This window comes from Mesorhizobium sp. M0968 (assembly GCF_040319065.1).
GTDB lineage: Bacteria > Pseudomonadota > Alphaproteobacteria > Rhizobiales > Rhizobiaceae > Mesorhizobium.
In genome coordinates this window covers 95309-117419 of record NZ_JAMYNL010000014.1, presented here as the reverse complement: position 1 = coordinate 117419, position 22111 = coordinate 95309, and the positions used below count along the sequence as shown (strand labels likewise).

Annotated in this window: 23 protein-coding genes and 2 pseudogenes; 18 read left to right on the top strand and 7 right to left on the bottom strand. The window is 62.7% G+C overall.

Annotated features, from left to right (window positions below; genetic code table 11):
* The first annotated feature begins 87 nt into the window (after nucleotides 1-87).
* The 10 genes and pseudogenes from NKH67_RS22415 to NKH67_RS22370 all read left to right on the top strand — a co-directional run bounded on the left by NKH67_RS22415 (nucleotide 88) and on the right by NKH67_RS22370 (nucleotide 7677).
* A complete protein-coding gene (locus tag NKH67_RS22415) occupies nucleotides 88-1008 on the top strand; it encodes a DMT family transporter (RefSeq protein WP_352502424.1) in 921 nt (306 codons plus the stop codon).
* A gap of 58 nt (nucleotides 1009-1066) precedes the next feature.
* Nucleotides 1067-1696, top strand: coding sequence for a molybdenum cofactor guanylyltransferase MobA (gene mobA / locus NKH67_RS22410; protein WP_352502423.1), 630 nt, complete (start codon nucleotides 1067-1069; stop codon nucleotides 1694-1696).
* Complete coding sequence (gene mobB, locus NKH67_RS22405) at nucleotides 1693-2202, top strand: molybdopterin-guanine dinucleotide biosynthesis protein B (protein ID WP_352502422.1); 510 nt, start codon at nucleotides 1693-1695, stop codon at nucleotides 2200-2202. Before mobA ends, mobB begins: the two co-directional genes overlap by 4 nt.
* 212 nt (nucleotides 2203-2414) lie before the next feature.
* Nucleotides 2415-3197, top strand: a complete 783-nt coding sequence (locus NKH67_RS22400) for an ABC transporter substrate-binding protein (protein ID WP_352471894.1) — start codon at nucleotides 2415-2417, stop codon at nucleotides 3195-3197.
* Nucleotides 3198-3315: 118 nt separating this feature from the next.
* Nucleotides 3316-4029, top strand: coding sequence for an ABC transporter permease (locus tag NKH67_RS22395; RefSeq protein WP_352471895.1), 714 nt, complete (start codon nucleotides 3316-3318; stop codon nucleotides 4027-4029).
* Nucleotides 4026-4853, top strand: coding sequence for an ABC transporter permease (locus NKH67_RS22390; RefSeq protein WP_352502421.1), 828 nt, complete (start codon nucleotides 4026-4028; stop codon nucleotides 4851-4853). The genes NKH67_RS22395 and NKH67_RS22390 overlap by 4 nt, the downstream gene beginning before the upstream one ends.
* 58 nt (nucleotides 4854-4911) lie before the next feature.
* A pseudogene (locus tag NKH67_RS22385) lies at nucleotides 4912-5787 on the top strand (NAD(P)-dependent oxidoreductase); the annotation flags it as partial.
* A 9-nt stretch (nucleotides 5788-5796) separates the two neighbouring features.
* On the top strand, nucleotides 5797-6501 hold the full coding sequence (locus NKH67_RS22380) for a DNA alkylation repair protein (protein WP_352502420.1): 705 nt from the start codon (nucleotides 5797-5799) through the stop codon (nucleotides 6499-6501).
* The gene (locus NKH67_RS22375; protein ID WP_352502419.1) at nucleotides 6461-7042 is read left to right on the top strand and encodes a GNAT family N-acetyltransferase; all 582 of its coding nucleotides are present in this window, start codon (nucleotides 6461-6463) and stop codon (nucleotides 7040-7042) included. Before NKH67_RS22380 ends, NKH67_RS22375 begins: the two co-directional genes overlap by 41 nt.
* A gap of 62 nt (nucleotides 7043-7104) precedes the next feature.
* A complete protein-coding gene (locus NKH67_RS22370) occupies nucleotides 7105-7677 on the top strand; it encodes a DUF3299 domain-containing protein (protein WP_352471902.1) in 573 nt (190 codons plus the stop codon).
* An 11-nt stretch (nucleotides 7678-7688) separates the two neighbouring features.
* Here the strand turns inward: NKH67_RS22370 and NKH67_RS22365 are convergent, their stop codons facing one another.
* The 4 genes and pseudogenes from NKH67_RS22365 to NKH67_RS22350 form a co-directional block, all read right to left on the bottom strand.
* Nucleotides 7689-8180 carry an Lrp/AsnC family transcriptional regulator gene (locus NKH67_RS22365; RefSeq protein WP_023675006.1) on the bottom strand — a complete coding sequence of 164 codons (492 nt, stop codon included), beginning with the start codon at nucleotides 8178-8180 and terminating at the stop codon, nucleotides 7689-7691.
* A gap of 201 nt (nucleotides 8181-8381) precedes the next feature.
* Nucleotides 8382-8999: pseudogene (locus tag NKH67_RS22360) on the bottom strand (uracil-DNA glycosylase family protein); the annotation flags it as partial.
* A 13-nt stretch (nucleotides 9000-9012) separates the two neighbouring features.
* A complete protein-coding gene (locus NKH67_RS22355) occupies nucleotides 9013-9624 on the bottom strand; it encodes a glutathione S-transferase (RefSeq protein WP_352471903.1) in 612 nt (203 codons plus the stop codon).
* Between the two features lie 41 nt (nucleotides 9625-9665).
* Nucleotides 9666-10289 carry a thermonuclease family protein gene (locus NKH67_RS22350; protein WP_352471904.1) on the bottom strand — a complete coding sequence of 208 codons (624 nt, stop codon included), beginning with the start codon at nucleotides 10287-10289 and terminating at the stop codon, nucleotides 9666-9668.
* Nucleotides 10290-10364: 75 nt separating this feature from the next.
* Between NKH67_RS22350 and NKH67_RS22345 the strand changes: the two genes are divergently transcribed.
* Nucleotides 10365-11879 (top strand): sensor histidine kinase, encoded by a 1515-nt coding sequence (locus NKH67_RS22345; protein ID WP_352471905.1) that lies wholly within the window; start codon nucleotides 10365-10367, stop codon nucleotides 11877-11879.
* Nucleotides 11880-11883: 4 nt separating this feature from the next.
* On the opposite strand, the gene NKH67_RS22340 is transcribed toward NKH67_RS22345, so the two are convergent.
* Entirely contained in the window at nucleotides 11884-12882 is a 999-nt protein-coding gene (locus NKH67_RS22340) for a nicotinate-nucleotide--dimethylbenzimidazole phosphoribosyltransferase (RefSeq protein ID WP_352471937.1), read from the bottom strand.
* A gap of 197 nt (nucleotides 12883-13079) precedes the next feature.
* Between NKH67_RS22340 and NKH67_RS22335 the strand changes: the two genes are divergently transcribed.
* Both NKH67_RS22335 and NKH67_RS22330 read left to right on the top strand, forming a co-directional pair.
* A complete protein-coding gene (locus tag NKH67_RS22335) occupies nucleotides 13080-13313 on the top strand; it encodes a DUF1289 domain-containing protein (protein ID WP_352471906.1) in 234 nt (77 codons plus the stop codon).
* Between the two features lie 13 nt (nucleotides 13314-13326).
* The gene (locus NKH67_RS22330) at nucleotides 13327-14031 is read left to right on the top strand and encodes a TIGR02281 family clan AA aspartic protease (RefSeq protein ID WP_352471907.1); all 705 of its coding nucleotides are present in this window, start codon (nucleotides 13327-13329) and stop codon (nucleotides 14029-14031) included.
* Between the two features lie 8 nt (nucleotides 14032-14039).
* Here the strand turns inward: NKH67_RS22330 and dusA are convergent, their stop codons facing one another.
* Together dusA and NKH67_RS22320 are read right to left on the bottom strand one after the other, a co-directional pair.
* Nucleotides 14040-15032 carry a tRNA dihydrouridine(20/20a) synthase DusA gene (gene dusA, locus NKH67_RS22325; protein ID WP_352471908.1) on the bottom strand — a complete coding sequence of 331 codons (993 nt, stop codon included), beginning with the start codon at nucleotides 15030-15032 and terminating at the stop codon, nucleotides 14040-14042.
* 183 nt (nucleotides 15033-15215) lie between these two features.
* Nucleotides 15216-15887, bottom strand: coding sequence for a GntR family transcriptional regulator (locus tag NKH67_RS22320; protein ID WP_023674997.1), 672 nt, complete (start codon nucleotides 15885-15887; stop codon nucleotides 15216-15218).
* Nucleotides 15888-16027: 140 nt separating this feature from the next.
* Here NKH67_RS22320 and NKH67_RS22315 point away from each other — a divergent pair, with 140 nt between their 5' ends.
* The 5 genes from NKH67_RS22315 (at nucleotide 16028) to NKH67_RS22295 (ending at nucleotide 22046) form a co-directional block, all read left to right on the top strand.
* Nucleotides 16028-16615 (top strand): amino acid synthesis family protein, encoded by a 588-nt coding sequence (locus NKH67_RS22315; RefSeq protein WP_352471909.1) that lies wholly within the window; start codon nucleotides 16028-16030, stop codon nucleotides 16613-16615.
* Nucleotides 16608-18407 (top strand): alpha/beta fold hydrolase, encoded by a 1800-nt coding sequence (locus tag NKH67_RS22310; protein ID WP_352471910.1) that lies wholly within the window; start codon nucleotides 16608-16610, stop codon nucleotides 18405-18407. The genes NKH67_RS22315 and NKH67_RS22310 overlap by 8 nt, the downstream gene beginning before the upstream one ends.
* A 5-nt stretch (nucleotides 18408-18412) precedes the next feature.
* On the top strand, nucleotides 18413-19471 hold the full coding sequence (locus NKH67_RS22305) for an LLM class flavin-dependent oxidoreductase (protein ID WP_352471911.1): 1059 nt from the start codon (nucleotides 18413-18415) through the stop codon (nucleotides 19469-19471).
* Nucleotides 19468-20943, top strand: coding sequence for an aldehyde dehydrogenase (locus tag NKH67_RS22300; protein WP_352471912.1), 1476 nt, complete (start codon nucleotides 19468-19470; stop codon nucleotides 20941-20943). Before NKH67_RS22305 ends, NKH67_RS22300 begins: the two co-directional genes overlap by 4 nt.
* Nucleotides 20944-21026: 83 nt before the next feature.
* Nucleotides 21027-22046, top strand: coding sequence for an ABC transporter substrate-binding protein (locus NKH67_RS22295; RefSeq protein WP_352471913.1), 1020 nt, complete (start codon nucleotides 21027-21029; stop codon nucleotides 22044-22046).
* The last annotated feature ends 65 nt before the right edge of the window (nucleotides 22047-22111 follow it).

The window sequence follows — 22111 nt, the reverse complement described above, 5'->3', positions numbered from 1 at the left end:
ATAGAAAGGCTGTGGCCCAGCCCTTTGACGTTGCTGTTTTGCGGGTGCCTGCTAGACGCTTGCTGCAGGACTCACCCGGTAATCGCCTTGCCTCTTTCGCCAAACCTGCGCGGCGCGTTGTTCATGATGGTGGCCATGGCTGGTTTCACCCTCAACGACGCTATCACCAAATTCTCGTCGGAATCGATGAACATGGCGCAGGTCATGCTGATCCGCGGCGCCTTTGCTTCGCTTTTCGTTGGCCTGCTTGCGTGGCAACGCGGCGCGCTTGCCCGGCCAGGTTCGATGCTGCAGCCGACCGTTGCGCTGCGCGTCGCCGGCGAGGCCGGCGCCACGGTGTCCTTCCTGGTTGCTCTGGCGCATCTTCCGATCGCCAATGTCTCCGCCGTGCTGCAGGCGCTGCCGCTGGCGGTGACGATGGGCGCAGCACTTGTGTTCAACGAGGGCGTCGGCTGGCGGCGCTGGCTGGCTATTGCCGTCGGTTTTGCCGGCGTGCTGATCATCGTGCGGCCGGGCTTCGAAGGGTTCAGCGTCTTTTCTCTGCTGGCGCTGGCCAGCGTGGCATGCTGTGCGGTGCGCGATCTCGCCACCAAGCGGATACCGCAGGCAATTCCGACATTGCTGGTGTCGAGCGCCACCGCCCTTGCCATGACGTTTCTGGGCGCGGCATTGCTTTCACCGATGGGCGGCTGGACACCGATGACGGGACAAAGCACGGCGTTCCTGGCGCTGGCGGCGGTGCTCGTGCTCATCGGCTACCACTTCATCATCACGGCGATGCGGGTGGGCGATATCTCCTTCATCGCGCCGTTCCGCTACACCGCCCTGCTCTGGTCGATCCTGCTTGGCTTCACGATCTTCGGCGATGTCCCGGATCTGCCGATGATCGTCGGTGCCACGATCATCATCGCGTCGGGCCTCTATGCACTCTACCGCGAACGGATCGTCGGCCGGCGAAAGACAGCCGCCGAAAGCACTGGACCGGACATGGCGCCGGACGGCATATAGAGTGACTGTCGACGACTGTTTGATTTGAAAACTGGATTTTGGGTCTAGGCAGCAAACGATGGGCCGACATATCGCAGGGATCATTCTGGCCGGCGGCCGGTCGAGCCGAATGGGCGGCGGCGACAAGACGCTGCTTGCGCTGGGCGACGGCACCCTGCTCGACCGTGTCGTTTCGCGCCTTGGCCCGCAGGTCGGACCGCTTGCGCTAAACGCCAATGGCGATCCGACACGGTTTGCCGCGACGGGGCTTCCGGTGCTTGCCGATACCGTCAAAGGTTATGCCGGGCCGCTTGCCGGGATCCTGACCGGCCTCGAATGGGCTTCCGACACGACCTGCCAGGCGCTGGTCACGGCTGCCGGCGATACGCCTTTCCTGCCGAGGGATATGGTCGAGCGGCTGCTCGCGGCAGCCTATGCGCGCTCTGGCTCGATCGCCGTTGCTTGTTCCGGCGGCAAACGGCATCCGACCTTTGCACTCTGGCCGCTAGGGTTAGATCAGGCCTTGCGACAATTTCTCGTCGAGGAAGACAACCGGCGCGTTGCGGCGTTCATCGACCGGCACGGTTTTGTCGAGGTGGAATTTCCCATCCTGAAATCGGGGGGGGCCGAGGTCGATCCGTTCTTCAACATCAACACTCCCGACGACCTTGCCCAGGCCGCGCATCTGTTGCAGAGCATCGAGCCATGAAAAGACGTATCTTCGGCATCACCGGCTGGAAGAACTCCGGCAAGACGACATTGACCGAAAAGCTGGTGGCCGAGCTCGTCCGGCGCGGCTGGAAAGTGTCGACGGTAAAACACGCCCATCATGATTTCGACATCGACAAACCCGGAGCGGACAGCTTTCGCCACCGGCAGGCGGGAGCAGTGGAGGTCGCGGTCGTGTCGGGCAGGCGCTGGGCGCTGATGCACGAATTGCGCGGCGAGGACGAGCCGACGCTGGACGCGATCCTGTCACGGCTGGCACCCTCCGATATCGTGCTGGTCGAGGGTTACAAGCGCGAGGCGCACAAGAAAATCGAGACGCGACGGCTCGAGGCCAAGGACCGGACACCGCTCTCGGCAGGCGATCCACACATTGTCGCCATCGCGTCCGACTTCCACATTGTCGGCGAAGACCTGCCGGCCTTCGATCTCGACGACACGAATTCGATAGCTGACTTCATCGAGCGCGCCACCGGCCTGACGCGCTGAGATCGCGGCCGCAGGGGGCTTCCGGCCACTTTCTCTCCATTCAGGCGTTTGACCCAGCGTCACCGTTTCCTGAACATGACCTTCCCTCAAGCGACGGTTTTGCAGTTGCTTTTTCTTGGGAAAGAATGGGAGTATCGCGCCAGCGGGCGGTCAAAAGCACCGCCCACAGAGCCGTTCGGGAACGACGGCCGGGACCAACAGAGAGGACCATTATGCGTATTGCACTGCGTATCGCGCTCGCCGCTTCGGCTGCGCTGCTGACGCTTGGCGTTGCCCAGGCGCAGGAAAAAACCTTGAGGATCGGCACCGAGGGAGCGTATCCGCCATTCAACAACCTCACCGCCGACGGCCAACTCGTGGGCTTCGATATCGACATCGCCAAGGCGCTTTGCGACGAGATGAAGGTGAAGTGCACCTTCGTCGCGCAGGACTGGGACGGCATCATTCCAGCCCTTCAGGCAGGCAAGTTCGACGCCATCGTCGCGTCGATGTCGATCACGCCGGAACGCGCCGAGAAGGTCGACTTCACCCACAAATATTACAATACGCCGCCGGCGATCGCCGCGCCCAAGGACACCGACATCAAGGGTGTCACCAAGGAAGATTTGGCCGGCAAAACGATCGGCGTGCAGGCGTCCACCACGCATTTCAACTATTCGACCAAGACTTATACCGACAGCACCGTCAAGCCGTACCCGACCGCACAGGAATACCAGCTCGATCTGGCCAATGGCCGGCTCGATGCCGCCAACGACGACGTCGTCGTGCTGCAGCAATGGCTGGATTCGCCGGACGGCGCCTGCTGCAAGCTGGTCGGCACAATCAAGCCGGTTATCGAAATCCACGGTCCGGGCGCCGGCATTGCCGTGCGCAAGGGCGAGACCGATCTGGTCAACCAGTTCAATGCGGCGATCGACGCCATCCGCGCAAACGGAAAGTACAAGGAAATCAACGACAAATACTTCAAATATGACGTTTATGGCGGCGAGTCCTGATCGACCGACATAGGAGCACGTGAACGGCGGGAGATTCCCGCCGTTCTTATAAGGACGCCGCGCACGAGGGGTGATGCGGTACGGGTCTCGGAGAGCCTCAAGGAGAACAGGCAGGCGGATGCAGAGCGCACTGACGCTTCTCAGTTGGGGACCCGAAGGCTGGCTCGACGACATCGCCGCGGGTGTATTTGTCACGGTATGTCTTGCGCTGGCCACTCTGCCTTTCGGGCTGACGCTCGGCTTTTTCGTGGCGCTGGCCAAACAATCGGAAGAGCCGTCGCTGAGACTGGCCGGGAACATCTACACCACGATTTTTCGCGGAATACCCGAGCTGCTCACCCTATTTCTCATCTTCTTCGGCATCCCATTGATCCTGCAGTACATTGTCCGGCTGGTGAGCCCTGGCACCTCCGCCGACGTCAACAGCTTCGTCGCCGGCATGATCGCGCTGTGCTTCATTTTCTCCTCTTATTCCAGCGAGGTGTTTTTATCCGCGTTCCGCGCGATTCCAAAAGGGCAATATGAGGGCGGCTATTCGGTTGGCCTGTCCAGCGGCCAGACGATGCGGCTGATCGTGTTGCCGCAGTTGATCCGCATCGCGTTGCCCGGACTTGCCAATCTCTGGCTTATCCTGCTCAAGGACACCGCGCTCGTCTCGGCCGTCGGGCTCAACGAGATCCTCCGGCAGAGCGGGGTTGCCGCTCGCGTCACCAAGCATGCCTTCCTGTTTTACGGTTTTGCCGGCCTGATCTATCTCCTGCTGGCGATCGTCTCCTCCTTCGGCATCAATGCGATCGAACGAGCGGTCGGCAGCAGCGAGGTCAAGAGATGAGCCTGGCCACCGACACGCTGAAGGTCGACCGGCCGCCGCCGCCCGCACGCGGCTGGTCGCGCCAACGCATCCTCGGCCATGTCCTGGTCGGCCTGTGGATCGCTCTCGGCATCGGCATGGTCGTCTACCTGGTCGCTGCGTGGAACCCGGAGTTCTTCCAGAAATATGCACCCGGCTACATATCCGGCCTCGGCATCACCCTGTTGCTGGTTGCCATCTCGATTGTGCTTGGCGCGATCCTGTCGGTGCCGATCGCCTATGCACGCATGTCGAAGAACCCGATCCTCTCGGGGTTTGCCTATGCCTATGTCTATTTTTTTCGCGGCACGCCGCTGTTGGCGCAGACCTTCCTGGTCTACTACGGATTGGGCTCCTTCCGGCCGGAGCTCGAGATGGTCGGCCTGTGGGGCTTCTTCCGCGAAGCGTTCAACTGCGCGATCTTCGCCTTTTCGCTGAATACGGCCGCCTATCAAGCCGAGATTTTGCGTGGCGCGATCGAGAGCGTACCGAGGGGTCAATGGGAAGGTGCCGCCTCGCTCGGCCTGCATAAACTACAGACGATGTGGAAAATCATCCTGCCGCAGGCGCTGATTGTGGCGCTACGCCCCTATGGCAACGAGATCATCCTGATGATCAAGGGCTCGGCAATCGTCGCCATTATCACGGTCTACGATTTGATGGGCATCACCCGGCTCACCTATGCGCGCACCTTCGACTTTCAGTCGTATATCTGGGCGGCGATCATCTATCTGATCATCGTGGAAACATTGCGCCACGGCGTCGAGTGGATCGAACGGCGCATCACCATCCACCTGCACCGCTGACTCCCATCGCCTTGCCTGATCCGGTAAGAAGACCGCAAAGCAGGCTTCTAAGGGATTCGAAAACATGGCTTCGGTGGCATTTCTTGGTCTTGGCGTCATGGGTTATCCGATGGCCGGACATCTCAAGAACAAGGGCGGTTACGATGTCACCGTCTACAATCGTACCAGCGCCAAGGCCGAGCAGTGGGTTGCCCAGCACGGCGGCAGCTTCGCTGCGACGCCAGCGGAGGCGGCGGAGGGCAAGGACTTCGTCTTTTCCTGCGTCGGCAATGACGACGATCTGCGCTCGGTGACGACCGGCGCCGGAGGCGCCTTCAATTCCATGAAGAAAGGCGCCATCTTCATCGACAATACCACCGCATCGGCGGAGGTCGCGCGCGAACTGGCGCAGCAGTCGCAAGCGCTCGGGTTTGCGTTCCTCGACGCCCCGGTCTCCGGCGGCCAGGCAGGCGCCGAGAACGGCATGCTGACCGTGATGGTCGGCGGCGAGCCCGACGCCTTCGACAGGGCCAAGCCAGTCATAGATGCTTATGCCCGCATGGTCGGATTGATGGGACCGGCCGGGGCTGGCCAGCTCACCAAGATGATCAACCAGATCTGCATCGCCGGCCTCGTTCAGGGCCTGGCCGAGGGCATCCATTTCGGCAAGAAGGCAGGGCTCGACATCGAAAAGGTCATCGAGGTGATTTCCAAGGGTGCGGCCGGTTCCTGGCAGATGGAGAACCGGCACAAGACGATGAATGCCGGCAAATATGATTTCGGCTTCGCCGTCGACTGGATGCGCAAGGATCTTGGCATCTGCCTCGCCGAGGCCGACCGCAATGGCGCCAAACTGCCGGTGACGGCACTTGTCGACCAGTTCTACAAGGACGTGCAGGCGATGGGCGGCAAGCGCTGGGACACGTCCTCGCTGCTGGCGCGGCTGGAGAAATAGGACTTCACCGTGGCCGAGCTTTCGCCTCAATCCAGCGCCGATGAAATCGTTGCTCATCTGCGCTCGATCGCCTCGGAGGAAAATCGGCTTGGCATGCTGCGCTACGGCATCAAGATCGAACGTGCGCTCGGTATCTCGCATGGCGTGCAGCGGCATATTGCCAAGAAAATCAAGCGCAACCATGAGCGTGCCTTCGAGCTTTGGCAGACAGGCATCATGGAGGCGCAGTTCATCGCTTCCGTGACAGCCGATCCGGAGCGGTTCTCCGCCGCGGATGCAAGACGATGGGCGGCGACTTTCGATTCCTGGGATATTGTCGACGGGGTCTCCGATCTCTTTGTCGATACGGATTGCTGGAGGGAATTGATCGCCGAATTCGCGGTCGACGAACGGGAATTCGTTCGACGCACGGCTTTTGCGATGATGGCCTGGTCGGTGGTCCACCGGAAGAAGGAACCCGAGACGACCTTCCTCGAATTTCTGCCGATCATCGAAGCGCATGCGACCGACGCCCGCAATTTTGTGAAGAAGGCCGTGAACTGGGCGCTTCGTTCGATCGGCAAGCGATCGATGAATTTGCACGGCCCTGCCCTTGCCGTGGCGCTAAAACTGGCGGCCTCGACAGACAGGACCGCACGCTGGATCGGCAAGGACGCCGTGAAGGAACTTTCCGATGCCAAGACGCTCGAGCGGCTCGCCGCCAGAAAAGCTTGACCTGAGCGAAGTGCGCTTCACGGAGGTGAAGCAATCGACGCGCGCCGATTTCGAAAACCTGTTCGAGCAACCCGGCGGGCCGAAATACTGCTGGTGTATGGCTTGGCGCAATCTCGACCGCCGCGAGCATGTCGAGAACAACGAGAAGAAACGCGCGATGATGACGCTGATCGACGCCGGCACGCCGGTCGGCATTGTCGCCCAGATCGATGGCCGGACCGTCGGCTGGTGCTCGATTGCGCCGCGCGAGACCTACCGCAAGCTGTCACGGCAGCAGGACGATAGCGAGATGGGCATCTGGTCGATCGTCTGCTTCTTTGTGCCGAGAGCGTTGCGCGGCGGCGGGCTGGCAAGCGCATTGCTCGACGCGGTCATCGATCACGCCTTTGCCAAAGGCGCCAGGACGATCGAAGCCTATCCCGTCGACCAGGCTTCGCCGAGCTACAGCTTCATGGGTTTTCGCGACATGTTCGTCGCCCGCGGCTTTCGCGAGATCGGCATGACCGGCTCACGCCGGCATGTGATGCGGCTTGAGCGTTGACCTGTGAGGCAGCGGCAGCTTTACTTGATGTCCGCAGATCAAGGCTCAACGGCGGAGCAGCGATGAGCAACCGTTTTAAATCAGGCACGATCATGGCAACTGCCTTGTTGGCGTCCGCGATCGCGGCAAGCGCTTCCACTGGGACCACGCACATTTTCTGGAAGGATCTGCGCCCGGCTACCCAGGCAGCCGCCGAAAGCGTCGGACTGCCGATGATCGCGGCCAAAATGCCGGATCGTGGCGAGACGCTCTCACTCGACTTGCAGGACAAGACCGTGCAACTCGCAGGCTATGCGCTGCCGGTCGACCGCGATGGTGATCTCGTCTACCAATTCCTGCTGGTGCCGTGGACGGGAGCCTGTAGCCACATGCCGACGCCGCCGCCCAACCAGATCGTCCTCGTCACGCCTGCACAGCCTTACAGGATGTCCGAGGCCTACCAGCCGGTTTCGGTGACCGGCGCATTACGGCCGGGCATGGAGAAGAGCCAGCTTTTCATCCTCGACGGCGTCAGTGTCATCCAGTCGGGCTACACCGTGCGCAAGGCCGAGGTGGTTAACGTCGACGCCGTGCCGGACACGATCACGCTGCCGGTCAACTCGCCCTGGAGTTTCCTCAACAAAAAGAAGAACTAAACAGAAAAATCTCAGGCGGCGTTGGCGCCGGACTCCTTGTCGAGCATCATGTAATCCAGCGGCATCTCGGTCGTGTATTTGATCTGCTCCATGGCGAAGGAAGACGACACGTCGCGGATCTCGATCTTGGCGATCAGCCGCTTGTAGAAGGCGTCGTAGGCGGCGATATCGGGCACCACGACGCGCAAGAGATAGTCGACGTCGCCGCTCATGCGATAGAATTCGACCACTTCCGGGAATTCCTGGATGACCTCCGAAAAGCGCCGCAGCCATTCATGGCTGTGCGAATTGGTGCGGATCGAGACGAACACCGTTACCCGCACGTTGACCTTTTCATGATCGAGGATGGCGACGCGCCGCTTGATGACGCCCTCTTCCTCGAGCTTCTGGATGCGCCGCCAGCACGGCGTCGTCGACAGGCCGACCTTCTTGGCGACGTCGGCGACTGCAAGCGTCGCATCCTCCTGCAGGAGGCGGAGAATTTTTCTATCAAGGCGGTCCATTGGGTGCTCCCCTGATGCAAGTCGTCCAAGTGCGCAGCGGCCTTGGCACAACGACATGCATAAAAACAAGAATTTAACGCGCGTCCCCTCATGCGCGACGCGCTTCGAGGAATGGATTACCATAATCCCTCTTGCTCGAGCCTATTACAAGAAAGAAATTCTGCCGCATAGTGCGAAAGCGAGTGATTTCTTGCTGAATGCCTAGCCGAGGCGATAGCGGATTTCCGATCTCAGAAAGGGCAGCAAATCCATTTCAAACCATGGATTGCGCTTCAGCCAGCCGGTGTTGCGCCAGGACGGGTGCGGCAGCGGCAGGACTTTCGGGTCGGTTGCCGCCGCCCAGATGGCACGCCAATCCATGACCGTTTCCGTCAGCGAGGGACGGCGCGCCGCGCCCATATGCCAGCTTTGCGCGTAGATGCCGATCGTCAGCACCATATCGACTTGCGGCATCAGCGCCATCAGCGATGTGCGCCAGGCCGGCGCACATTCGCGGCGCGGCGGCAGGTCGGCGCCCCTGGCGTCCTGACCGGGAAAGCAAAAGCCCATCGGCACGATGGCGAATTTGTCCGTGTCGTAAAATTCCTCGCTGCCGACGCCCAGCCAGCTTCGCAGCCGGTCGCCGGAGGCGTCGGTGAACGGCATCCCTGTAATGTGAACCTTGGTACCCGGCGCCTGGCTGGCGATCAGGATACGCGCACTCGACGATGGCCTGAGCACCGGACGCGGCTGGTGCGGCAACGGCCTGCCGGCCGGGTTATCGACGCAGATGCGGCAGGCGCGTACCCTCGCCGCCAAGGCTTCCAGCTCTTCGCTCATTCGGAACTCGTTGTCAGGCGGCGGCACTCGGCCGGCTGGAGATGTCCCGATGCCAGCGCAGCACGTTCGTGCACTCTTCGGGTACCTTGATGCGAGCCGGCTTCATGAAGTCGATGGCGACCAGCCCGGTGATGTCGGCGATCGAATAGGCATCGCCGGCGACGAATTCCCTGCCGGCGAGCTCAGTGTCCAGAAATCTCAGGAATTCGATCGCCTTCGGCTTGTTGGCCTCGCCCCATTCGGGGATTTGCGGGATCTCCCATTCCCTCATTGCGGGGTGGATGTGCCGGAACGCCGCAGCGACGCAGCCGAACAGATTGAACTCCACACGTCTTTGCCACATCTCGACGATCGCCTTGCCGAGCGCGCCACGCCCGAACAAAGCCGGCTCGGGGTGCAGTTCCTCGAAGTAACGACAGATTGCGACGGATTCGGTGATGACTGTGCCGTCGTCGAGCTCGAGCACCGGCAGACGCTTCAGCGGATTGCGCGAGCTGACCGGCTGCTCTTTGTGCTCCAGCGCGCCCATGTCGACGGGCACCAGCGGAACCTGAAGTCCCTTTTCGGCCAGAAAAATCCGAACCCGGCGTGGATTGGGCGCGCGCCCGCCGTCGAACAGCTTCATCTCTATCCTCCTCGTCCGTCTCGACGAACTATAGGCACAGCTCACCAGAAGCGAAAAATTTCGCGCAAGGCGTCGCCGATCGACGCCAAGGTACCGTGCTTTCTTTCAACCAGCTCATGGCCGTGGCTCTCGCGCCAGTTCTTCGGCTCGTCGAAAGTTCCGGCCCAGATGCCGGCTTTGCCCGCGCGCGCAGCAGCTTCCTCGGTCTCGAAATCGCCAAAGGCGACCGCCCAGCCGGCCTCGACCTGCGCGCGGTTGAGATCCTTGCCGCCGGCCTTGCAGTCGCCGAGCAGCCTGCCGTAGCGGTCGCGCTGCCAGCCGCTGCAGGAGACGGCTTTGCCGGCGATCAACCGCACCAGGGACTGCCGCGCGAGCTTGCCGCAAGGATAGTCGGCACCGTCCTTGCGGCAGATTTGCGAATATTCCGGCGCGTCGATGCCACGCATGCGGATACGCTCGCCGCCGAGCGTGATGCTATCGCCGTCATTGACAGTGGCCGCGCCCTCCGTCTTGCGCGTCTCGATCCGGTCGAGTCGCGCCGCCAGGAGGATCGCCAGGCCGAGCACGATGAGTGTCAGCCCATAGTCCATCAGTCGGCGCCACAGGCTTCGCGGACGCGGCGCATAGTATCGCTGGCGCGGCCATCGCGACCACGAACGGCTCATATGGCAAACCGTTGGTTAATCATTCGAACGTAGCTTAACGATTTGAAATTGCTGCCCGCGTAAATTGAAGACTTCATGCCCCTGCAACGCTCGACCATGGCAGACAAGTTTATTGTGGACCGCAGAAAACGCCATCGCAACAGCGATGTCGCGCGCGCGGTGCGCAAGACGCGCGACCGTCTTTCGCAGCAAGCCGGAAATCCCGACTTCGATCGCGAGCTGTTGAAGCTCCACGCGCTTTCGATGACCGGCGGCGTGATCGTCATTCCGCTGCTCATCCTGGCAACGGCCGCGGCAGGCTTGTTCGCGGGCGTCGGCAAGGAGATCGGCGTCTGGGCGCTGTTCACATTCATCTGCTATACCATCGTTGCATTCATGGCCAGACGCGTCACTCAAGCGTCCGAGCTCAACCCGCTGGAAACGCATAGGGATTTCCTGATCGGCCATTTTCTGTGCGGGCTTGGCTGGGCCTGGTTCGCATGGCTCGGCTGCGAAGCTTGCCAAATGGATCAGTTCCAGGTCGCCAAGGCGGTGGTGCTGCTGCTCGCCATGTCGGCAACTGCGATCCTGGCCTCGTCCCTGCGCGGTGCGCTGTTGGCGACCTTCGCCCTCCCGGTCGCCATCTATGCTTATGCCAGTGCGAAATTATGGATGCCGGTCGAGGCGATCATGGCAGGCTTGCTGATCGCCTCGTTGCCTTTCTTCGCCTATGTAGCGCGCCAGCTCAACCGTTCCTCGCTGATGCTGCTGTCGTTCCGCTCCGAAAAGGATGCGCTGATTGCCGAACTGGAGACGGCGAAATCGATGTCGGACGAGGCACGGCGGCGGGCGGAAGACGCCAATCTGGCGAAATCGCGTTTCCTGGCCTCGATGAGCCACGAACTGCGCACACCGCTCAACGCCATTCTCGGCTTTTCTGAAGTGATGGCCAACGAGGTGCTCGGCCCGATGAGCAACCCGACCTATCGCGACTATGCCCGTGACGTGCACGACTCCGGACAGCATCTGCTCGACCTGATCAACGAAATCCTCGATTTGTCGCGCATCGAAGCGGGCCGCTACCAGCTCAACGAGGAGCCGATGATGCTGCTCTCAGTCGTCGAGGATTGCTGCCACATGATGGAGCTGAAGGCGCGCAACAAGGACATCCGCATCGTCCAGGATTTCGAAAACGCCTTGCCGCGCTTGTTCGCCGACGAACGCGCGGTGCGGCAGATTGCGCTCAACCTGTTGTCCAATGCCATAAAGTTCACCGCCACCGGCGGCGAAATCCGTGTGCGCGTCGGCTGGACGGCGGGCGGCGGGCAATATCTCTCCGTCAAGGACAATGGGCCGGGCATACCAGAAGACGAGATTCCGATCGTGCTTTCGGCCTTCGGCCAGGGCTCGATCGCCATCAAGAGCGCCGAACAGGGCACCGGGCTTGGCCTGCCGATCGTGCAAGGCTTGCTGGCCATGCATGGCGGCGAATTCCAGCTCCATTCCAGGCTGCGCGAAGGCACCGAGGCGATCGCCATCTTCCCGCTGAGCCGGGTGATGGAGGAACTGCCGGCGCTGCCGACCAAGGCGGTTGCCTCGCGCCGGCGCTGAATGCTTAACCGCGGACCGCCGCTGCCATGCCGGAGCTGGTCAGCGCGGCCGCCTTGACCAGGCCGGCGGCAAGAGCCGCCCCTACCGCCTCGCCTTGACTGACGCCCAGATCGAGCAGCGGGCGAAGGCCGAGGCGCTCGGCGGCCTTGGCGTGACCAGGCTCCGGCGACAGGCTTGCGAGGAGACAATGATCGAGCGCGGCGGGGTTGGCGGCATGTAGGACACCAGCGGCGGCAGTCACCGCAAACCCATCGAGCAGCACCGGAATCTTCTGCATCCGCGCCGCCAGAATGGCGCCGCAGATCGCGGCGAATTCCCGCCCGCCGACCCGGCGCAGCGCTTCCAGCGGGTCCTTGAGGCTCGCGCCGTGAAACGCGACCGCGGCATCGACCACCTCCGCCTTGCGCCTCTGCATCGCCGCGTCTGCCCCTGATCCAGGGCCGATCCAGTCGGCGCCGGTGCCGCCGAACAGTGCCGTGCAAAGGGCCGCGGCGACAGTCGAATTGCCGACGCCGAGGTCGCCAAGGCAAAGCAGGTCGGTGCCGCCGGCAATCGCTTCCATGCCGAAGGCCATGGTAGCGGCACAACCGCGCTCGTCCAGTGCCGCATCCTCGGTAATGTCGGTTGTCGGGATGTGCAGAGCCAGATCGAACACCTTCAAGCCGAGATCGTTGGCGATGCAGATCTGGTTGATTGCTGCACCGCCGGCGGCGCAGAGCTCGACTGCATTTGCCGTGGCGGCGGCGGGGCGCGGCGAAATGCCGTGGCGGGTGACGCCATGATTGCCGGCAAAGATCGCCACCAATGGCCGCGTCACCGCCGGCGGCGCGCGGCCGCTCCACCCGGCGAGCCAGGCGGCAATGTCCTCGATGCGGCCAAGCGAGCCTTCGGGCTTGTCTGCCTTGGCAAACAACTGGCGCACGCGGGCCTTGGCCGCCATATCTCCCGGCGGCAGGCTCACCAGGAGGTCGCGAAAATCGTCGAAAGGCAGCGTGCTGGTCATGTCGATGGCGATCGTCCGTGTGAATTGGTGAGCGGCATAGCCGCCTTGGCCAGCCGGCACAACCTCAAGCCGGCACAAGCTCCAGGCCTGGTACAACTTCGAGGTATTGACGCGAAAGCACCCGTTGGCGGCGCTTCCCGGAGGGCTTGTATTGACTTTGTCGTTGCACCATGTGGAGGCTAGCCAAGGAAATCCTTATGACGGCCATTGAATCCCCGTGCATCCTGGTCTGCTCGATCGATATGAAAACCGGCTTCTGTTTCGGTTGCGGGCGCACGCGCGCGGAAATCGCTGCCTGGATCGACATGACCCCGCAAACCCGCCGCAGCGTCATGGCCGAGCTGCCGGCAAGGCTGGAAACGGTCGAGCGACGCCCCCGCCGGGAAACCCGTCGCAGCCGCATGGCACGCGAACGCGACGCCCTCTCGTGAACCGGCCGCAGAGATGAACCGACTGCTGTGGATTCTGATCGTCGCGATCGGGGCAGGTGTACTCCTGCTCATGCTCAACGATTCCGCCGGCAGTACATTCGGCATTGAGAATTACGATTTCAGCCAGCTGATCTGGCTTAGCGCTTTAGCGGCGCTCGTCGGCGCCGGCCTGCTCAGATCGGGCAGGCCGTTAGGCACCATGGCCCGCAGCCTCGGCGCCTGGGGCGCAATCGTGCTGGCGCTGATCGCCGGCTATCAGTACCGCTATGAGTTGCAGGATTTCGCCAGCCGCGTCACCGCCGGCCTTGTTCCCGGCAGTCCGCTGGCGCTGGGCGTGGAAGAAGGCCATGCCACCGTCACCCTGGACAAGGCCGGCAGCGGCCATTTCGAAGCGCGCGTCACGATCAACGGCACGCCGATCCTGACGGTTGTCGATACCGGCGCGACCAGCACCGTTCTGACCGCCGAGGACGCGCTGGTGGTCGGGTTCAATTCGGCGGCTCTCCGCTTCACCATACCGATCTCTACCGCCAACGGCATGACACGCGCGGCGGCGGTGCGAACCGACGAACTGTCGATCGGCGGCATCGTGCGCAAGGACATGCCCATCATGATCGCCGCACCCGGCACGCTCGGCCAGAGCCTGCTCGGCATGAATTTCATCGGCTCGCTATCGGGCTTCGACGTACGTGGCGATCGCATGATTTTGCGGGATTGAGTTTTTCCTCAGGCCGCCTCTGCGGTCCGGCCGAAATCGACCTCTGCAAAAGCCGCCTTGAGCACCTGCGGTCCGGCACCCGGCCTTGTCGCATCGGTGGACAGGATCTGCCGATAGCGGCGTGCACCGGGCAGGCCGTGAAACAGCCCGACCATGTGCCGGGTGACATGCCCGAGGCGTCCGCCCTGCTCGATATGGCGTGACGCGTAATCCGCCATGGCATCGATCAGTGCGACAAAATCGAACGACTCAGCTGTGCTGCCGTAAAACGCGGCATCGATGCCGGTGAGTATCCCTGGCGTGTGATAGGCGGCGCGGCCGAGCATGGCGCCATCGACATGGTCGAGATGCGTCAGCGCCTCTGCGAGAGATTGAATACCGCCATTGATGCCGATGAATTTGTTTTGTTTTCTGGCTTTCAGCCGATAGACGCGGCCATAGTCGAGCGGCGGGATGTCGCGATTTTCCTTTGGGCTCAGTCCTTCCAGCCAGGCCTTGCGGGCGTGCACCCACAGCGCGTCGGCGCCGGCCGCGAAAACACCATCGGCCAACGCATCGAGTGCCGGTTCCGGATCCTGCTCATCGACGCCGATACGGCACTTGACGGTGACCGGTATTTTCACCGCCGCCTTCATTGCCGCGACGCAATCCGCGACGAGCACGGGCGTCTTCATCAGGCACGCGCCGAAGGTGCCCGACTGGACGCGGTCGGACGGGCAGCCGACATTGAGGTTGATTTCATCATAGCCGAAGGCTTCGCCGATGCGCGCCGCCTCGGCCAGCTTTCCCGGATCGGCGCCGCCGAGTTGCAGCGCCAACGGATGTTCGCTGTCGTCGAAGCCAAGCAGCCGCTCGCGTGCGCCGTGGATGACCGCATCGGCCACCACCATCTCGGTATAGAGCAGCGCCTCGCGCGTCAGCTGGCGATGGAAGAACCGGCAGTGCCGGTCCGTCCAATCCATCATCGGCGCCACCGCAACTTTGTGGCGTAACATGTTCATTTTACTACTTTTCTGTCTCAGTCCGTTCGAATGACAGAGCAATTTGGCAAAAGATGCACACCTAACTGACCCGATATACGATTTTGCCGCCGCAACTGAAAGCAAATTGGCATGTCACACATGTCACTGTACGCACCAGTTAGATGCCTGCCGTGGAACGATGGACCGCCGGCGGCATACCAGTCAGCCAAGGCGAAGCGTGTTGCGGGCGATCTGCCACGCGGATTCGACATGCCGCCGCGCCGCCTCCTCCGCCTCGTCCGGCTTGCGCGAGCGGATTGCATCCATGATTTCGGTCATTTCGGCGATCGCCGGCTCGCGGCGGTTCTCCGACGCGATCGTCATTGAGCGGAGCTGGTTGATGCGGACATTCAGCCCCGTCACGATTTCCCAGGCAATGCGCTTGTCCGCCGCCTCGAACAGCGTTTCGTAGAACTTGGTCGTTGCCCGCATCACCTCGACAGGCGCACCGGACGCCCACGCCTCAAGCAGGTTAGTCAAGGCGGCATCGAGCGAGGCGATCTGCGCGTCCGTGGCTGTCAGGGCGCAAGCCCGCGCCGCGATGCCCTCGAGCAGCGCCCGCAATTCATAGATTTCGTCGGTGCGGCCGAGATCCGGCTTGGCCACGGCGGGTCCGTGGCCCGGTATCATCTGCACCAGGCCTTCCGCCTCCAGCTGCCGCAGCACCTCGCGCACGACGGAACGGCTTACCCCGAGCTGATCGCATAGCGGCCGCTCGACTAGCCTTTCGCCAGGCTGGAAATGGAAGCCCATGATCGCCTCACGCATGCGCTCCAGCGCCAGCGTCCTCAGCGTCTTGGCAGAGCGGTCGATCCGCAGCGTATCGCCTGACATTTTCTCTCCCTACCCCGATCCGGCCACAAAACAGATTCCATAGCCGATTGACAAGGCTTCTGGTGCTCCATAGTATGGTATACCATAAGATAATGTAAAGATTTCGGCGTTGCACAGCGCCGCGGCGACCGAGGACTTTCATGAAACCAGCCATTCGAAAGATCGTCACCTGCATCGAGAACACGCTAATCGAGGGCGGCAAGGAAGCCCCAAAACCGCTGCGTCTGATCGGTGTCGCCGCTGTGCTGACAAATCCTTGGGCCGGCCGCGGTTTCACCGACGACCTGTCGCCGGAGATCCGCGCCATTGCTCCCGTCCTCGGTGAACTGCTGACCCGCGAGATTATCGCCGTTGCCGGTTCCGGCGAGGCGATAGAGGGCTACGGCAAGGCCGCGGTCTGCGGCACGGCGGGCGAGATCGAGCATGCATCGGCGCTGATCCATACGCTGCATTTCGGCAACCATTACCGTCGCGCGGTCGGCGCCAAGACCTATCTCGCCTTCACCAATCTGCGCGGAGGGCCGAACACCCCGATCGTGATCCCGCTGATGGACAAGAACGACGAAGGCCGCCGCTCCCACTATCTGACCGTACATTTCCAGATCGGCGACGCGCCCGCGCCCGACGAGCTGGTGGTGGCGCTTGGCGCTTCGATTGGCGGCCGCCCGCACCATCGTATCGGCGACCGCTATCAGGACCTCAAGGAGGTCGGAGACCTGCATGGCTGACGTCGCTGCCACCGCATGGGTCCGGGACACGGCTCCGGACGGCACCGGCTTCATCCGCGCCGGCTCCGGCGCGCCGGTTCTGCTCATTCACGGTGTCGGCATGAACGCCGCGATCTGGCACGATCAGATCGCGGCGATGAAACATCATCATGACCTGATCGCCATCGACATGCTCGGCCACGGCGTTTCACCGCTGCCGCCGGAAGAAGCCAGCCTGTCGGATTTCGCCGATCAGGCGGTTCGCCTTCTCGACCATCTCGGCGTGGCGTCGGTATCGATCGTTGGCCATTCGATGGGCGCGCTGGTCGCTCTGGAGATCGCCCTTCGCACCCCATCGCGCGTTCGCTCGATCGTCTGTCTCAATGCGGTATTCCGCCGCCCCGCGGCCTTGGCGCAGGCCGTACGCGAGCGTGCGGCCGCGCTCGGCACCCATGGCAACCCTTCCGCCATTGCGGCTACGCTTGCCCGCTGGTTCGGCGACCCGCTGCCGGCGAATCTTATCGGGGCGGCCTCTACCGCGCGCGCCGCCCTTGAAAGGGTCGACCCCGAAGGCTACGCGCGCACCTATCGCCTCTTTGCCCATGCCGACGCCGAGCATGCCGATGCCCTCCCCGGTCTTGCCGCGGCGGCCCTGTTCATGACCGGGTCGCAGGACAGCAATTCGACCCCGGCCATGTCGGCGGCGATGGCGAGGCTTGCGCCGCACGGTCAATGCCTCGTGCTCAATGGAGAAAGGCACATGATGGCAATGGCTTCACCTGAAAAAGTGACCAAACACATCATGGAATTTCTCGACACGGCAGGAGACGCTGGCGTGAAGCCGGAGACGGATGCAGTCTTTGACAGCGGCGAATTCCGGCGCGCGCTCGGCTCGTTCCTGACCGGTGTCACCATCGTCACAACGATCGGAGCGGAAGGCGAACCGCGCGGCTTCACCGCCAACTCCTTCACCTCGGTCTCGCTTGAGCCGCCGCTGGTGCTTGTCTGCATCGCCAAGAGGGCCCTGGGGCACAGTGCTTTTTCGACATCGAGAGGTTTCGCCATCAACATCCTGTCGGAGGACCAGAAGGCCCATTCCGGCATCTTCGCTTCCAAAGCAGCGGACAAGTTCGCGGCCGTGGCCTGGCAGCCGGGCCGAACCGGCAATCCGCTGATCGACGGCTCCGTTGCGGTGTTCGATTGCGGCATGGAGCAGCTGGTCGATGCTGGCGATCACTCGATCCTCATCGGCCGCGTCCGCGACTTCAGCCACAACGGAGCCCAGCCCCTCGGTTATTGCAGAGGCACCTACGTCACGCCCGGCCTCAGCCAGGAGGCGCTGGCGGCGGCGCCCCCCGATACGGAGGTCGGCGCCATTCTCGAGAACGAGGGCCGTGTGCTGTTCTTCGCAACGGCCGACGGGTTTCACGAATTGCCTGCGGGGCGCGGACTGGGCACGCCCAACGATGCGCGCAGCCTCAAGGGGCGCCTTGCCGCCAGGGCCATAGACGCGCAGCTCGGCTTCCTGTTCGCGGTGTGGGACGATGCCGCCGAACCCTGGCGCACGCATGTTTATTATCGCGGAACGGCCGAGGGGTCCTATTCCGACGATCGCCAGATGCGGCTTGTCGACATCGAGCAGATCGCCGATCTGGAGATCGCCGATCCCGCGGTGCGTTCGATGCTTGCCCGCTATGCGCGCGAACGCACGGAAGATGCATTCGGCGTCTATGTCGGCAACGAGGTCGAAGGCGAAGTCCGGCCGCTCGCCAAGTCCTCGCCTTCTCAAATTTCTCTTTCCGGCCGCGGATGAAGCCGATGAAATTTTCGCTTTTCGTCCACATGGAGCGATCGGATCCGGCCAAGCCGCATTCCGAGCTTGTCGGCGAGCTGGAGGACCTGGTTGTCCAGGCCGAAGAGGCAGGGTTCGAGACTGCCTGGATCGGCGAGCATCACGGGATGGAATTCACCATCTCGCCGAACCCGTTCATCAACATCGCCTGGCTCGCCGCCAAAACCAGGCGCATCCGGCTCGGAACAGGAACCATCGTCGCGCCGTTCTGGCACCCGATCAAGCTTGCCGGCGAAGCAGCGATGGCCGACGTCGTCACCGGCGGCCGTCTCGACATCGGCATTGCGCGCGGCGCCTACGCTTACGAATACCAGCGACTTTTCCCAGGCCTCGAGGCCTGGGGTGCCGGCCAGCGTATGCGCGAGATGGTGCCGGCGCTCCGCGGCCTGTGGGATGGAGATTTCGAACTCGCCGGCGAGTTCTGGTCGTTTCCTTCAACCACCTCGTCGCCCAAGCCGCTGCAAAAGCCTTATCCGCCGATCTGGGTGGCCGCACGCGATCCGAACTCGCACGACTTTGCGGTTTCCAGCAAATGCAACGTCCAGGTGACGCCGCTTGCCTCCGGCGATGGCGAAGTGGCCAGCCTGATGGAGCGTTTCAACGCGGCGTGCAATGCCCACCCCGACGTACCAAGGCCGGAGATTATGCTGCTGATGCATACTTTCGTCGCCGAGGATGCAGCGGAGGCTGACCGGCTCGCGCAGGATCTGTCGCAGTTCTACTGCCAGTTCGGCGCCTGGTTCCAGAACAAGAAGCCGGTGCACCAGGGCATAATGGAAGCGCTGACCGAAGACGAGATCGCGGCCATGCCGCAATATGCGCCTGACAAGATCAGGCAGAACCTGGTCATTGGCGAAGCCGACGAGGTGATCGCCAGGCTGAAGGCCTACGAAGCGCTCGGCTACGATCAGTATTCGATCTGGATCGACAGCGGCCTTTCCCATCGGCGCAAGAAGAAATCGCTGCAGCTCTTCATCGACAGGGTGATGCCGGCCTTTTCCGAACCGAAAGCCGGATTGCGATGAGCACCACTCAATTCAGGAACTATATTGACGGCAGCTTCGTCGAAGTGGCGGCGACCTTCGACAGCATCGATCCCTCGACGGGCGCGCCATGGGCGAAGATGCCCGCTGCATCGTCTGATGACGTCGACCGCGCCGTCGAAGCTGCTCACCGGGCGCTTGGCTCCGGCACGTGGCCGGCAATGACGGCAACGGCACGCGGCAAGCTTCTGGTGCGGCTCGGCGATCTGGTGGTCGCCAATGCCGACCGGCTGGCGGAACTCGAGACGCGCGATACCGGCAAGATCATCCGCGAGACCCGCGCCCAGATCGCCTATGTCGGCGACTATTACCGCTATTATGGCGGGCTGGCCGACAAGAACGAGGGCTCGTTTGTTGCCATCGACAAGGCCGACATGGAAGTGACCATCCGGCCGGAGCCAATCGGCGTCGTAGCCGCCATTGTGCCGTGGAACTCGCAGCTCTTCCTGTCCGCCGTCAAGCTCGGGCCGGCGCTGGCGGCCGGCTGCACCATCGTTCTGAAAGCATCGGAAGACGGCCCTGCCCCGTTGCTGGCCTTCGCTGAACTCGTCCATGAGGCGGGATTTCCCGCCGGGACCGTGAACATCCTGACCGGCTTCGGCCACGATTGCGGTCACCGGCTGACCAGTCATCCGCTCGTCGCCCGCGTCGCCTTCACCGGCGGTCCCTCGACCGCTCGGCAGATCGTCAGGAATACGGCGGAAAACCTCGCCTTCACGACGCTCGAGCTCGGCGGCAAAAGCCCGGTCGTGGTGTTTGCCGATGCCGATCTGGACAGCGCCGCCAACGCGGTCGTTGCCGGCATCTTCGCTGCCACCGGCCAGAGCTGCGTCGCCGGCTCGCGGCTGCTGGTCCAGCGCTCCGTGAAGGACGAATTCCTCGACCGGCTCAAGCGCAAGGCCGAGGCGATCAGGATTGGCGATCCGCAGGATCCCGCGATCGAAATGGGACCGCTCGCCACCTCGCGCCAGCGCGAATGGATAGAGAAGATCATTGCTGAAAGCCTGGCCGCGGGCGGGCAACTGGTCACCGGCGGCATCCGCCCCGCGGGCATGGCGGACGGCTTCTATTACGCGCCGACGATTATCGACGCGCCTGATCAGACGCTTGCCTGCGTGCGCGAAGAGCTCTTCGGCCCGGTGCTCTGTGTGCTAGCCTTCGACAGCGAAGCTGAAGCGCTTTCGCTCGCCAACGACACGAAGTTCGGCCTGGCGTCCGGCGTGTTCACCACCAATCTGGCAAAAGCCCACCGCATGGCGCGCGGCATCCATGCCGGCGTTGTCTGGATCAACACCTATCGGGCGGTCTCGCCGCTGGTTCCGTTTGGCGGCTACGGCCAATCCGGGCTCGGCCGCGAGGGCGGCCTCGATGCGATCCGCGACTACACGCGTTCGAAATCGGTGTGGATACGCACCTCCGACGACCCGATTCCCGATCCTTTTGTCATGCGGTAGCCGCCGCTGGCCGGAGATGCGCGATCAAGGCGAAAACGACCGATCGCGAACAGACACCAACGAAAACAACAGAGGAGAACGACATGAAACTGATCATCACCGGCTTCCTTGCCGGATTTATTGCAACGACAGTTCTGGCAACGACAGCCGCAAAGGCCGAGGACATGGTCTTCACCAGCTGGGGCGGGACGACCCAGGAAGCGCAGACCAAATCCTGGGCCGAGCCGTTCACCGCTGCATCCGGCATCAAGGTCATGCAGGACGGCCCGACCGACTACGGCAAGCTGAAGGCGATGGTCGACAGCGGCAGTGTCAACTGGGACGTCGTCGACGTCGAGATGGATTTCGCCATCAAGGCGGCCAAGGACGGTCTGCTCGAGCCGATCGACTTCAAGGCCGTGCCGAAGGCCGACCTCGATCCGCGCTTCACCACCGATCATGCCGTCGGCAGTTTCTACTATTCCTTCGTGCTCGCCTGGAACAAGGGCGCCGTTTCGGGTGAACCGGCCGGCTGGGCCGACATGTTCGACCTGACGAAGTTCCCGGGCAAGCGGACCTTCTACAAATGGTCGGCGCCCGGTGTCATCGAGATCGCGCTGCTGGCCGATGGTGTTCCGGCGGACAAGCTCTATCCGCTGGATCTCGATCGCGCCTTCAAGAAACTCGACACCATCAAGTCGGACATCGTCTGGTGGGGCGGCGGGGCGGAGTCGCAGCAATTGATCGCATCCGGCGAAGCAACGTTCGGCCAGCTGTGGAACGGCCGCGTCTTCGCACTGGACAAGGAAGGCGCCGATGTCGGCGTCTCCTGGAACCAGAACCTGACCGCAGCCGACGTTCTGGTGGTACCGAAGGGTGCCAAGAACAAGGATACGGCGATGAAATTCCTCGCCGCGGCGAGCAGCCCCGCCGGCCAGGCCAAATTTGCCGAAGCCAGCGGCTATGCGCCGATCAACACCAAGGCCAAGGCAGAGATGCCGGCCGATGCCGTGAAATCGCTGCCGGACGCTCATGTCGACGGACAGATCAATCTCGACATGAACTACTGGGCCGCCAATCGCGACACCATCGCCGCGCGCTGGTATGCCTGGCAGGCGAAATAAGCCCGCCCCTGAACCGCAATGGACGAGACGGTTCGCGCCGTCTCGTCCCGTAGCCGGGTCGCTGT